The organism is Mycobacterium sp. 23 (assembly GCF_048287075.1).
Lineage (GTDB): Bacteria > Actinomycetota > Actinomycetes > Mycobacteriales > Mycobacteriaceae > Mycobacterium > Mycobacterium gordonae_B.
This window is the reverse complement of record NZ_JBLVUX010000005.1, coordinates 2,333,720-2,346,425: the sequence shown is the minus strand read 5'-3', so window position 1 is coordinate 2,346,425 and position 12,706 is coordinate 2,333,720. Positions and strand designations below refer to the sequence as shown.

12 protein-coding genes are annotated in these 12,706 nt (G+C 67.0%); 3 read left to right on the top strand and 9 right to left on the bottom strand.

All coding sequences use genetic code 11. The annotated features are described in order from the left end of the window. Nucleotides 1–51: 51 nt before the first annotated feature. Nucleotides 52–951, bottom strand: coding sequence for an amidohydrolase family protein (locus ACNQS7_RS12210; protein ID WP_418012743.1), 900 nt, complete (start codon nucleotides 949–951; stop codon nucleotides 52–54). Nucleotides 952–1,020: 69 nt separating this feature from the next. Here ACNQS7_RS12210 and ACNQS7_RS12205 point away from each other — a divergent pair, with 69 nt between their 5' ends. Next, nucleotides 1,021–1,641 (top strand): TetR/AcrR family transcriptional regulator, encoded by a 621-nt coding sequence (locus ACNQS7_RS12205; RefSeq protein ID WP_418012742.1) that lies wholly within the window; start codon nucleotides 1,021–1,023, stop codon nucleotides 1,639–1,641. On the opposite strand, the gene ACNQS7_RS12200 is transcribed toward ACNQS7_RS12205, so the two are convergent. From ACNQS7_RS12200 to hisN, 3 genes are all read right to left on the bottom strand, one after another. Further along, nucleotides 1,634–2,836, bottom strand: coding sequence for an acyl-CoA dehydrogenase family protein (locus tag ACNQS7_RS12200; protein ID WP_418012741.1), 1,203 nt, complete (start codon nucleotides 2,834–2,836; stop codon nucleotides 1,634–1,636). The two genes, ACNQS7_RS12205 and ACNQS7_RS12200, sit on opposite strands and share 8 nt — an antisense overlap. 42 nt (nucleotides 2,837–2,878) lie before the next feature. After that, complete coding sequence (locus ACNQS7_RS12195; RefSeq protein ID WP_418012740.1) at nucleotides 2,879–4,270, bottom strand: acyl-CoA dehydrogenase family protein; 1,392 nt, start codon at nucleotides 4,268–4,270, stop codon at nucleotides 2,879–2,881. Nucleotides 4,271–4,345: 75 nt separating this feature from the next. Then, a complete protein-coding gene (hisN, locus tag ACNQS7_RS12190; protein WP_418012738.1) occupies nucleotides 4,346–5,134 on the bottom strand; it encodes a histidinol-phosphatase in 789 nt (262 codons plus the stop codon). A 23-nt stretch (nucleotides 5,135–5,157) separates the two neighbouring features. Here hisN and ACNQS7_RS12185 point away from each other — a divergent pair, with 23 nt between their 5' ends. Further along, nucleotides 5,158–5,520, top strand: a complete 363-nt coding sequence (locus ACNQS7_RS12185) for a hypothetical protein (RefSeq protein WP_418012737.1) — start codon at nucleotides 5,158–5,160, stop codon at nucleotides 5,518–5,520. Between the two features lie 9 nt (nucleotides 5,521–5,529). Here ACNQS7_RS12185 and ACNQS7_RS12180 read toward each other — a convergent pair whose 3' ends face one another. The 5 genes from ACNQS7_RS12180 to ACNQS7_RS12160 form a co-directional block, all read right to left on the bottom strand. Next, entirely contained in the window at nucleotides 5,530–6,585 is a 1,056-nt protein-coding gene (locus tag ACNQS7_RS12180) for a PPE family protein (RefSeq protein WP_418015966.1), read from the bottom strand. Continuing rightward, nucleotides 6,585–7,709: a PPE family protein gene (locus ACNQS7_RS12175; RefSeq protein WP_418012736.1), complete on the bottom strand. Its 1,125-nt coding sequence runs from the start codon at nucleotides 7,707–7,709 to the stop codon at nucleotides 6,585–6,587. Before ACNQS7_RS12175 ends, ACNQS7_RS12180 begins: the two co-directional genes overlap by 1 nt. A gap of 214 nt (nucleotides 7,710–7,923) precedes the next feature. After that, nucleotides 7,924–8,715, bottom strand: a complete 792-nt coding sequence (locus ACNQS7_RS12170; RefSeq protein WP_418012735.1) for a slipin family protein — start codon at nucleotides 8,713–8,715, stop codon at nucleotides 7,924–7,926. Further along, nucleotides 8,712–9,335, bottom strand: coding sequence for a hypothetical protein (locus ACNQS7_RS12165; protein WP_418012734.1), 624 nt, complete (start codon nucleotides 9,333–9,335; stop codon nucleotides 8,712–8,714). Before ACNQS7_RS12165 ends, ACNQS7_RS12170 begins: the two co-directional genes overlap by 4 nt. Nucleotides 9,336–9,339: 4 nt before the next feature. Further along, nucleotides 9,340–11,664: a nitric-oxide reductase large subunit gene (locus tag ACNQS7_RS12160; protein WP_418012733.1), complete on the bottom strand. Its 2,325-nt coding sequence runs from the start codon at nucleotides 11,662–11,664 to the stop codon at nucleotides 9,340–9,342. 243 nt (nucleotides 11,665–11,907) lie between these two features. On the opposite strand from ACNQS7_RS12160, the gene ACNQS7_RS12155 reads away from it, so the two are divergent. Next, nucleotides 11,908–12,705, top strand: a complete 798-nt coding sequence (locus tag ACNQS7_RS12155; RefSeq protein WP_418012732.1) for a universal stress protein — start codon at nucleotides 11,908–11,910, stop codon at nucleotides 12,703–12,705. Nucleotide 12,706: the final 1 nt, after the last annotated feature.

The following is a 12,706-nucleotide window of genomic DNA, read 5'->3' as shown; positions in this document are numbered from 1 at the left end:
GCGCCGAGCGTGACGTCAGGGCGCGAAAATCGCGAAAATCTCGCCCTCAGTTCACGTTCGGCGAAGAAAATCTGTCGCCAGCGACTCACCGTCGATGCCCGGAAAGCTTTCCAGGTTGTCGCTGAACATCTTCCCGACGAACGACGGCGCGAAAGGATAGTCCGAACCGAAGGTGATGTGACCGGGCTTGGCGAACGCCAGCAGCGAAGGCAGGGCCGCCGGGCTCGACGACAGCGCGGTATCAAAATAGAAGCAGGACAGTTCGTCCAGAATCTCGAACGGGTCCCGACCGGTTTCGGCGGTGATCGCCATGGCCATCCGGTAACTGGCGTATGGGACGAAGCCGCCCCCATGGCTGAGGATGAACCTGATGCCGGGATAACGCCGACGAATACCGTTGCGGACCAAAAGAAACGCCGCACGCGTGGTGTCGAGCAGGAAGTCGGTGGCCCACGGCGCGACGCCGGGCACCGTCGGGCCGGGTAGCTCGGCAGGGTGGATGAACACCACGGCCTGCCGTTCGTTCAGCGCGCTGAACAACGGGTCCTGCCCGTCTTCGCCCAGGTACACCCCCTCGTTGTTGGCGAGCAACACCACCCCGTCGGCCCGTAGCTCGTCCAGCGCACGCACCGTCTCGGCCACGGCCGCATCCAGGTGGGGCAGCGGCACCGTGGCGAACAAGCCGAACCGGGCCGACATCAGTTCGGCGCCATAGTCATTGATCTCTCGGGCCAGGGCCGCCGCCGATGCCGCGTCGGGAAGGAAGCTGGTACCCGGCGCGGACACCGAGAGGATGGCGGTGTCGACGCCGAGTTCCGTCATCGTCTGCAGCGATTCCTGCGGGCTCCATTGCGGCAGGTCGCGCCCGCCGGCACCGTCGATTCCCGCCTCCCGCAAGGCCGTACGGTAGAAATCCGGGATCATGTGGTGATGGGTGTCGACGCGCGGCACGGACAAGCTCCTCACCTGTAGCGTAGTGATCGCTACACTAATGTAGCAGGTGGTACGGAGGAGGGCGAAGTGCCTGACAAGGAGCCCAAGCGCAAACGCAGGGCCGACGGGGAGTTGTCGCGCGCTCGGATCCTGGACGCGGCAACCGAGATCGCGGCCGAGCGCGGTTATGAAGGGACCAGTATCGGCCTGGTCAGCGCGAAGTGCGGGCTGCCGGCCAGCTCAATCTATTGGCATTTCAAGGACAAAGACGACCTGATCGCCGCTGTCATCGAGCGCAGCTTCGGCACCTGGCTGGCCGCGTGGAACCTCGCGGAACCGACGGACACGTCCGATCCGCGGGAGCTGGTCGCCGGGCTCACCGAACAGACCGCCAAGGCTCTGCTGGAGGCGCCGGACTTCCTGCGACTCGGCCTGATGCTCGCCCTCGAGCGCCGCCCGGAAGAACCCCGTGCCAAGACGATGTTCATTCAGGTCAGGGCCCGCGCGTTCGACCAACTCAAGAACAACTTTCGGGCGGTCATGCCGAAGTTGACCGAGGCCAATGTGCACCAGCTCGCGACCTATGCGATGGCCGGCGCCGACGGCTTATTCATCGCCAGGGAACTCGGCGGTGACGCCGTCGACCTGATCGCGTTGTTCGAGCTGCACGGGCGGGCCATCTACGACCTCGCCCGCCAGCTCACTTGAGCTCGGCCGACGACAGGCCCAGCAGGCGGCGGGCCACCACCAGCTGCTGAATCTGTTGTGTCCCTTCGAAGATGTCCAGGATCTTGGAGTCGCGGCCCCACTTCTCCAGCAGCATCTGCTCGGAATATCCGGTGGTGCCGGCCAATTCGACGGTCTTCAGAGTGACGTCACTGGCCATCCGGCCCGCCTTGGCCTTGCTCATGGATGCTTCTTTGGAATTGGGGATGCTGTTGTCGGCCTGCCATGCCGCACGCAACGACAACAGGTAGGCGGCCTCCCAGTCCGATTCCATCCGCAGGAATTCCGCCGCGGCCGCGCTCTGCACGTGTGCGGGCCGGTCGTAGTCGATCTCGACCCCGGCGTCGGTGAGGATCTTGCGGATCTCCTCCAGCGCGGCGCGACCGATCCCGACGGCCATGGCGGCGACGATGGGACGGGTGTTGTCGAAGGTCTCCATGACACCCGAGAAGCCCTTGCCGACTTCGATTTCCGGGTTGCCCAGCAGGTTCTCCTTGGGGATGCGGGCGTTGTCGAAGCGAATCGCGGCGGTGTCCGAGCCCTTGATGCCGAGCTTGTGCTCGAGCCGCTCGACGGTGACCCCGGGGTGCTCCCGCGGCACGATGAACGACTTGATCGCCGCGCGGCCCTTCGACTTGTCCAGCGTGGCCCACACCACGATGTGGGTGGCGCGCGAACCGGCTGTGACGTAGATCTTTTCGCCGTTGATCACATATTCGTCGCCGTCGAGCTTCGCCGTAGTGGACACCGCGGCCGAGTCCGAGCCGAAGTCCGGTTCGGTGATAGCCATGGCGGCCCACACCTTACCCAGACGCTCCAGCTGCTCCTCGGTGGCCACCGCGGAGATCGCGGCGTTGCCAAGTCCCTGATAGGGGATGGACAGCATCATGGCCACGTCACCCCAGCTGGCCTCCAGGGTCTGCACGAGGGCGGCCATGTTGGCCCCGTTGTGGTTGTCTTCCTTCTTGTCGCTGCCCCGCAGCTCGCCGGCGCCCGCGAAGCTGAACGACTCCGACGCGCCCTCGAAAAGGTTGATCAGCGTGTCGAGTTCGACCGGGTAAGCGTGTTCCCGGAGGTCGTACTTGCGGGCGATGGGCCGCACCAATTCGGCGACGCCCTGGTGGGTCTTGGTGACTACCGCTTGCAACTTGCCGGGCAGTTCGAGATTGATTGCCATGATTGATCTTTCGCCTTTGAAATATACGAAGTCGTAAACGAGTTAGATGACCACTACACCTTCGGCGACGCCGATGGCCCGCAGATCGCGGTACCAGCGCTCGACCGGGTGTTCCTTGGTGAATCCGTGGCCGCCGAGCAGCTGCACGCCGTCGAGGCCGATCTGCATGCCCTTGTCGGATGCAAACCGCTTGGCCAGGGCCGCCTCCCGGGCGAACGGCAGACCCTGCTCGGCGCGCGACGCGCCACGCCAGGTGATCAGCCGCAGGCCGTCGAGTTCGATGGCGATGTTGGCGCACATGAAGGCGACGGCCTGACGCCGGGCGATCGGCTCGCCGAAGGCTTCGCGCTCCTTCACATACGGCACGACGTAGTCGAGCACCGCGTGCGAGGTGCCCACGGCCAGTGCCGCCCAGCCCAGCCGGGAAAGTGCGATCGCCTCGGAGTAGTCGTCGTCGGTGGCCGCCTCTTCACCCAGCCGGGCGTGCAACGGCACCGAAACACCGTTCAGCTCAACCTGTCCCAACGCGGCGGCGCGAATCCCCATGCTGGGGTCCGCCTTGACGGTCAGTCCCTGAGCGGAGGATTCGACGATGAACAGCGCCGGCTTGCCGTTGAGCTGTGCGCCGACGATGAACAATTCGGCATCGGCGGCGGCCGGCACCAGCGACTTCACTCCGTCGAGGCGGTAGCCGGACGGGGTGCGTACCGCGGTGGTCCGCAGCCGCGTCGGGTCGAACAGCGGGTGCGGCTCGGCGATGGCCACGCACGCCTGCGGGACGCTCTCGCCGGCGAACTCGCGCAGGTAGGTTGCCTGCTGATCGGCGCTGCCCCAATGCGTCAGCGCCGCAGCGACACCGCCGGGCGCCAGGATGGGCAGCGCCTGGCCCATGTCGCCGTAGGCCAGCGCCTCGGCCACCAGCACGTTCGTCACCGCCGAACGGTGTTCGGCGATGCCGTCGAAGTCCTCGGGGATGTTGATCGCGGTGATGCCCAGTTCGGCGGCCTTGGCGATCAGGCCGCCCGGGTAGGTCGCGGCCTCGTCGGCGTCGTGGGCGGCCGGGCGCAGGATCTCCGCGGCGAATTCCTCGACGGTCTCGACGATCATCTTCTGGTCGTCGTCGGGCGTGAGGTCGAAGTAGTTCTTGCCGCTCGACTTCAGCCGGGTGGGGGTGCCGCGCAGGCTCTGCACCCGCTTGAACTGGCGGCTGGCCGCGGCGGTGGTAGAGAACACCTGCTTGGTGCCGTAACGCAGTGTGCGGTTGAGCGGGTCGCGCAGCTTGTACTTGTCCAGGAACTCCTGGCCGACCAGCGGCGTCAGCAACGCGATGGCGATGTCGACGCCGGTGCGCTTGTGCGGTTTCATCCCGATGGTGGTCTGGGGGTCGCGGCGCTTCTTGGAGCGCGTGCCGGAAGCAGGAAGTGTGTCGGTCATATCAGCAGCCTCTGTCGTTGGGGCGATGCGAATAACCGTATCTTACTCCGGAGTAAGATAGATGGCACGTGTTAGCTAGTTCACAGCGGGCCGCAGCTGATTCAGCACGTCTTCGTGCAGCAGACCGTTGGTCGCGACGGCGCTCCCGCCGTGCGGACCGGTGGTGCCGTCCAGGCTGGTGAACCGCCCACCCGCCTCGTGCACCAGGACGTCGAGGGCGGCCAGATCCCAGACCGACACCTCGGGTTCGGCGGCGATGTCCACCGCTCCTTCAGCGAGCAGGCAGTACGACAGAAAGTCGCCGTAGGCCCGCACCCGCCAAACGGCGTCGGTCAGATCGATGAATCGTCCCCGCAACCCCTTCTCGGCCCAGCCGCTGAGACTGGAAAACGACAAGCTGGCCGAATCTAGTTGCGCCACAGCCGAAACCGATAGACGGCGAGGCGGGTCGCCGGCGACCGACGCGAAAGCGCCCTGTCCGCGCGCCGCCCACCACCGTCGCTGCAGTGCCGGCGCGCTCACCACCCCGACGACCGGGATGCCGTCGTCCAGCAACGCGATCAAGCTGGCCCACACCGGAACTCCGCGCACGAAATTCTTGGTGCCGTCGATCGGGTCGATGATCCACTGCCGTCCGTGCCAGCTGGTGGTGCCGCCGAATTCCTCGCCCAGGACGCTGTCCCCGGGCCGCCCGGCGGCGATCGCCTCGCGCAGTTGCGTCTCCACGGCTTCGTCGGCGTCGGTCACCGGCGTCAGGTCGGGTTTGGTGTCGACGCGTAGGTCGAGGGCGCCGAATCGGGCGCGGGTCAACTCGTCCGCCCGGTCGGCCAGTTCCAGCGCGAACTGCAGATCCGTCTGCTCCACCCCAGCAGTCCTACCATGGCGGGATGTGGGAATTCATGGTGCTGCTCCTCCTGGTGGCGGTGCTGGTGGTGTTTCTGGCGCCGCGGTTCATCCGTCCCGGCCCGCGCGGCGCCCTGGCCAGCGGCACGCTGCTGGTGACGGGTGTCAGCCCGCGCCCGGATGACATCACCGCCCAGGGCGAGCAGTTCGCCACCATCTCCGGCGTCATCAACGGGCCCACGGTCAACGAGCACGCCGTGTACCGGCGCATGGTCGTCGACGTCGACCAGTGGCCGGTGACCGGCCAGCAGTTTCCGGTGGTCTACTCGCCGAACAATCCGGACAACTGGAACTTCGCGCCGCCTGAGCCGACTGAGCCGACTGAGCCGCCTGAGCCGGCTGACTGAGCTGACCCCTCAGCCGACCGCCGGCGACGGCCACATCACCCGCAGCCGGCGTCCGTACCGGGGGACGACGATCGACGGTCGGGACACCTTCATCCCCGGCATCCCTGGCATCCCCAGCCCGGGCGCGGCGGGTTCTGCCGGTGCGGCAACGCTTGGCAGGGCGCCTTTGACCGGCACACCGGCCCAGCTCGCCGGCACCGACATCGATCCGATCGTGCCGGCGCGCGATAGTGTCGCGGTCACCTCGCCCAGGGCGGCGCCACCGCGCGCGACGGACGCGCTCAGTCGAGGCGCCGGGGTGACGACGGGCGTCTCCGCGGTCAGCGCGGGCAGAATGCCGAGATTGTGCTCGGCTCCGATGACACCGCATGCGGTCAGATCGAGCTTGGTGGCGCTACCGATCGTGGTGCCCACGACGCGGATCTCGTCGAACACGGTGGCATCGAGATAGAACAGCGACGACGGGTCGAGCGCGGTATACAGCGCCCGCAGCGACAGGTCACCGGCAGACTCCTCGGCGGCGGCTGGTGCCTGGGCGGCCGCGGTGGCCCGCTCAGGCGAGGTGAACGGCGTCAGCTCCGATGCCGCCGCGGAGCCGGCCGCGTAGCCGTGCATCGCGGCGGCGTCCTGCGCCCAGTACTCGGCGTACTGCGCCTCGGTGGCGGCGATCGCCGCGGTGTTCTGGCCGAAGAAGTTCGTCGCGATCAGCGCGGCCAGCGCAATGCGGTTGGCCGCCACCACCGGCGGGGGCACCGTCATCGCATGGGCCAGTTCGTAGGCGGCCGCCGCCGCCCGGGCCTGCATGGCCGTCTGTCGCGTCTGCCCGGCGGTGACCTGCAGCCAGCCGAGGTACGGGACGGCGGCTGCCGTCATCGCCGCCGACGCCGGCCCGTGCCAGTGCAACCCGGTGAGGGCGGAAAGCACCGAGTGACAGCTCTGGGCCGTGGTTTCAAGCTCAGCGGCCAGCGAGTCCCAGCTCTCCGCGGCCGCGAGCAACGGCCCCGATCCGGGGCCGCTGTACATCCGCCCGGAGTTCACCTCCGGCGGCAGGAAAGCGAAATCGATCATCCAGCAGCCGGCGGGCGAGCCATCACGGTAAGCCGGGCACCGTACCGCGGCGGCGACCCGGCGCCGCGCGCCGCTGTCGCCGACGCCAGCCCGGGATAGCCGGGGTATCCGGACACCACCGCGTCCTCGGTACCGGGAATCACGGTGAACCCGGCCGGCTCCAGCGCCGAGAACCGGCTCGTCGACGGTGCCGCCCAGCTCGCGGGCACCGACATCTGCCCGATCGTGCCGGCCCGGCTGAGAGTGGCGGTGACGCTGCCCAGACCCGCCGCGGCTCCCACCGGCGGCGGGGCCGCCGCAGCTGCCGGGGCGGCGTCGGCCGCCAGAGCCGCACCCGCCTTCGGAAGCACGCCCAGATTGTTCTCGGCGCCGATGACCCCGGCGGCGAACGCTTCCAGGTAGTACGTGGAGTTGATGGACGTGCCGACAGCCGCGATGACATCCAGGGCGGTCAGGTCGTCCGGGATGATCGACCCGGTGAGCGACTGCAACCCCTGGGTCGCCGCATCGATCAACTGAGACACCGGGTCTGACGCGGCAGCGCTCGCGTTGGCCTGGGCGACGGCCGCCTGTTGAGCGGTTACTCCGGCCTGGTTGGAGGTCTGCGCGGGGGAGGAGAACTGCGGCAGCAGCTGTGTCAGCGTCTGCGACGACGCGGCGTAGCCGTACATGGCGGCGGCGTCCTGGGCCCAGTAGTCGGCGTACTGCGCTTCGGTGGCGGCGATCGCCGCGGTGTTCTGGCCCAACAGGTTCGTCGCGACCAGGGAGCTGAGCTGAGTGCGGTTGGCCGCCACTGCCGGCGGCGGCACGGTCATCGCGTAGGCCTGCTCGAAGGTCGCGGCCGCGGATCTGGCCTGTGCCGCCGTCTGCTTCGTCTGTTCGGCGGTGCCCTGCAGCCAGCCCGCATAGTGGGCGGCAGCGGCGGTCATGGCCTGCGAGGCGGGGCCGCTCCACTGCCAGGTGGCCAGAGCGGTGAGCACCGCCTCGTACCCCGCTGCGGTGGTGGCGAGTTCGGCGGCCAGCGCGTCCCAGCTGCCGGCGGCGGTCAGGAACGAACTCGGGCCGGGGCCGGCGTACATCCTCGCCGAGTTGACCTCCGGGGGAAGAAAGGCGTAATCCATTGTGTCACTTCTCCTTCGTGGTGTACGCATGAACTACCAGACGGGTGCCGGACGGAACAGCATTTGATTCAGTCAGGTGTTTTCCGGCGGCGTGAACTAAACCTGCCAAGGCCGGCGACCAAAGTAAGGCGAATTCGGCAAATTCCTGGTGCCGTCAGCATGAATTCCGGTCAGATGAATTCAATATCGCGCCGGACGTGCGCGGCCCGGGCGATCACCCGTGGTTGTTGCCCAGCACGCCCCGCAACATTTCCGGATTGCGCAGGAACGGCGTGATGATGTCGACCGGCAGCGGAAAGACCACCGTGGAGTTCTGGTCGGCACCGAGCTCCAAAAGGGTTTGCAGGTAGCGTAATTGCAGTGAAGCCGGGCTCTTCGAAAGGGTTTCGGCGGCTTCCCGCAACTCCTCGGACGCCTGCAGTTCCCCGCGTGCGTTGATCACCTTGGCGCGGCGCTCGCGTTCGGCCTCGGCTTCGCGTGCCATCGCGCGTTGCATCGACTCGGGGATCTCGACGTCCTTGATCTCGACGACGCGGACCTGCACCCCCCACGGCTCGGTCATCTGCTCGATGATGGTGCGCAGGTCGCTGTTGAGGTCCTCGCGGTGTGCGAGCAGGGTGTCCAGGTCGGCGCGCCCCAGCAGTGAGCGCAGCGTGGTCTGCGCGATCTGTGAGGTAGCTACCGCGTAGTTCTCCACGGCCAGAATCGCTTTCAGCGGTTCGGTGACCGCGAACATCACCACCGCGTTCACCCGGGCCGGCACGTTGTCCCGGGTGATCACCTCCTGGGGCGGGATGGTCAGCGTCACGAGACGTTGATCGACACGGATCATCCTGTCCACCAGTGGAATAAGGAATCGCAGGCCGGGCTGGTAGAGGGGGCGCACGTGGCCCATCCGGAACACCACCCCCCGCTCGTACTCACGCAGCACCGCCAGGGACGGCACGGCGAGCACGGCCAGCACCACGATCACGACGGCAGTCACGCCCAGCGCCAGCCCGGTCATGTCCGGTCCTCCTTGCCTGCCCAGCCGCCCCAGCGGGTGGAGTAACGATCGATCGCGGCGGCCACCTGATCCTCGATCGCGGTGCGGTGCGGGAGGTGGTCCGGCGCGTTGGCCGGGGTGTTCCACAGGTGCCGGGCCAGCGGCAGGCCGAGCAACAGCACGACGGTCATGGTGCCGGCCAACACCAGCACCTCGGACAGCGAATGATTGGCGATCAATGTCGCCGACGGCAGCACGATACCGAATCCGGCTACGCTGCAGGCGATCCCGCGATGAAAGCGGCCCGCTTCCGAATGCGGCCACGGGTCCACCTCGTGGCTGATCTCCCGGCCGTGATCCGACGTGGTGCAGGTGGCCTTGACCGGACAACGGTTGCAGACCACCGGCGACGCGCGATAACGCATCACCCGGTGTTGGGGATCGAACGATGTCGGCCACAGCCATTGATCCTCTGGGCAAACCCAGGCGTCGTGGTCCGGCCGGTAGCTGAATTGGCCTGTGCGCCAAGCCGCGGCACGCGCCGAGGCGTGCCGTGCCATCGCGTCGAAACACCATCCGACGGCCAGCAGCATCAGCGAGTATCCGGCGATGAGCCACACCGAGGTAGCGGGCAAGGACACGGCTTCAGTCCTTCGCCGGTGTCTGAGCTGCTGCCGGTGTCTCGGTGTACAGCGGATTCTCCGGCAGCTCCTCCGTCGTGTTCCCGGCGCGAAAGTGGCGCAACGCCGTCCAGGCGATCCAGACGAACGGCAGCACCCCGCCGGCGATCAGGATGACATCGCCGGGCATCCGTAACCATTCGAGCACCGCATTGCCCGGCTTGGTGATGTAGCCGAGCGATCGGGCCTCGTAGTAGCCGTCGTTGACCGAATGGAACAGCTGCATGACACCCAGCGGCAGCAGGGTCACGAACACCATCCAGGCCAAGCCGATGTTCATGCACCAGAACGAGGTTCGCGCCAACCGCTCCGGCCACCTGTCGGCCGGGATCACGTAACGGAACGCGAACATCGCCAGCCCCACGGCGAGCATGCCGTATACGCCCATCATCGCGGCATGGCCGTGATTGGCTGTCAGCGCGGTCCCGATCTGATAGTAGGACACCACCGGAAGGTTGATCAGGAACCCGAAGATACCCGCCCCCAGGAAGTTCCAGAAACCGACTGCCACCAGGAACATCACCGCCCAACGGTGCGGGAAGGGATTGACGTCCCCGGACTGTTGGCGGGCGCCGAGCTGCAGGAAGGCCCACGCCTCGACGGTGAGAAAGGTCAGCGGGATCACCTCTGCGGCTGAGAAGAACGCGCCGAGTGCCATGTGCTCGACCGGAGTGCCGGAGAAGTACAGGTGGTGCATGGTGCCGATGACGCCCCCCGCGGAGTACAGGATGACGTCAAGGAATATGACGCCCAATGCAATCCGCTCGCGCACCACTCCCAAGAGGACGAACATGTAGGCGACCATCACGGTGGTGAACAGTTCGAGAAAGTCCTCGACCCACAGGTGCACCACCCAGAACCGCCAGAAGTCGGCGACGGTGTAGTGCGTGTCGCTGCCGGCGAGCAGGCCCACGGTGTAGAAGACCGGAATCGCCAGGCCGGAGAAGAAGAACAGCCAGGGCATGTTCATCTTCGACTCGCCCTTGAGCCGGGCGCGCATGCCCCGCCAGATGATCGCAATCCACACGAACATCCCGACGATCAGCAGCACCTGCCACAATCTCGGCAGGTCGAGATACTCCCACTGCTGGGAGAGTAGCCCGCCTTCGGGAATGATCCCGTAGATGGACAGCGCTTCGCTGATCAGCGAGCCGAACACCACCAGTGCCACCGCGCCCAGCAACACGTAGGCAAGCAAGGCCTGACGTTTCGGCTCGCGGCGGGCGATGAAGGGCACCAAGAAGATTCCGCCGGCCAGGAAGGCCGCGGCGGTCCAGAACAGTGCGAGTTGCAAATGCCAGGTGCGCGCCAGGTTGTACGGCAGCACACGGGCCAGGTCGATTCCGAAGAAGGTCGACAGGTCGGCCCGGTAGTGTTCGGCCGCCGCGCCCAACAGCGTCTGCGCCAAGAACAACACCGAGACCACCGCGAAGAACCAGATGCACGCCCGCTGTGCCGGAGTGAGGCTCACCTCGCCGGGTTGCCGGAACGACAGCGTGGGCGATTCGGCGCCGTGCCAGCCGACCTTCTGGCTCCAGCGCCCGTAGATCGCGAACATGACCCCGATGCCGCCCAACAGGGCGATGAGCGACAACGCCGACCACACGATCACCGCCGCGGTCGGACCGTTGTCCACGCGCTGTTCGGCCGGCCAGTTGTTGGTGTAGCTGTACTTGTGCCCGGGCCGTTCGGCGGCGGCGGCCCACGCGGTCCAGGCGAAGAAGGCGGTCAACTGCCGGATCTGGGTCTTGTCGGTGATAAGCCGGGGCAACAAGCCGTATCTGGTGGAGTTCTCGCCCAGGATGCCCGCGTAATGGCTCTGGATACGGTCGAACGCCACGGCCTGCTTGTTGGTGAACACCAGCGTCCCGGTCCCGGCGTCGTAGCGATTGGTGCGGAATTCAGTGACCACCCGCTGACGGGGCTCGGCCACGCCTTCGGCGCGGAACTGGTCCGCGACGTCGTCGGTGGCCATCCGCAGGTAGTCGGCGGTGTAGTCAGGTCCCAGGTAGGCGCCGTGGCCCAGCACCGAGCCGTACTCCATCAGGCCGCGAGCCTGGTAGAGCTCCTGCCCTTTGGTGATGTCGCCACCCGTGAACAGCACCTGGCCGGACTCGGTGACCACCTTGTCCGGCATCGGCATCGCCGCGGTGTAGGTCCGGTAGGCGAGGATTCCCATCACCAGGAAGCCGAAGATCATCACCAGCGCGACGCCCTGAAGCCAGCCTTTACCCACCAGTGGCTGCGACGGCGGCTGGGCGGACTGAGGAGAGGTCTCTTTGACGGCCATGGCAGCAACCCCCCGGTACGCGACGAAACTTCTGCCCGGGCGCTTGGTAAGACGCGTGTGGGCGCCCTCACCTATCAAAATGCGGCCGGTGCGGCGCTGGCAAGAGTCGACGCGGATCGCTTCGCTCTAGGGACCTAAGGCCCCGATCCGGGGACCTATGCCTCTGGGTTCCTGGCCCGCGCGTCAATAACGTTCGGGTTGGCCACGTTGATGCCAGGGTGATCGAGTGAAGGAGAGGCCGCGATGACCAGCCGCGAGTCGGGTCCCGCAGTCGTGGTGGGTATCGACGGTTCGAGGACGGCTCTGCACGCCGCCCTGTGGGCGATCGACGAGGCGGTCGCCCGGGACGTTCCACTGCGCCTGGTCTACGTCATCGAATCGCCACCGGTGTCGGGCGGTATCGCGGGACACCAGGCGGCCGCCCGCGCTGCGTTGTTCGACGCCCAGCAAGCCATCAGGGCGACGGGCAAAGAGGTCGTGGTCGAAACCGAAATTCTGTGGGGCCGGCCGCTGACCAAACTCATGCAGGAGTCGCGGACGGCGTCGATGATCTGCGTCGGGTCGATAGGGCGCAATCACGCGCACAGTGGTGAGGGCTCGGTGGCCGGGGCCCTGGCCGGATCCTCGCTGTGTCCGGTGGCGGTGATACACCGGTCGCACGACGGCACGACCGCACCCACGATCAGGCGGGTCGTCGCGGAAGCGGACAACGGAGCCGTATTGCGCCATGCGTTCCAGGAGGCCCGCCTTCGGGGCGTGCCATTGCGTGCGGTCTCGGTGCAGCGGCCTCACTCGGCGGACTCACCCGGCGACGGAAACCGCTTGGCACAAGCGCAGTTACACCGCAGGCTGACCCGCTGGACGCGGCTGTATCCCGATGTGCGGGTGGAGTCGGCCATCGTTCGGGGGCGCGAGGGCCGCTACATGGCTGACAATGAGGCGCCGGGTCAGCTCTTCGTCACCGACGCGCACGCCGCCCAGGTGCGCAGCGTGTACAACGCGGGGTCCTCGGTGTTGACCGTGCGCAGCGGCAACCTTTAGC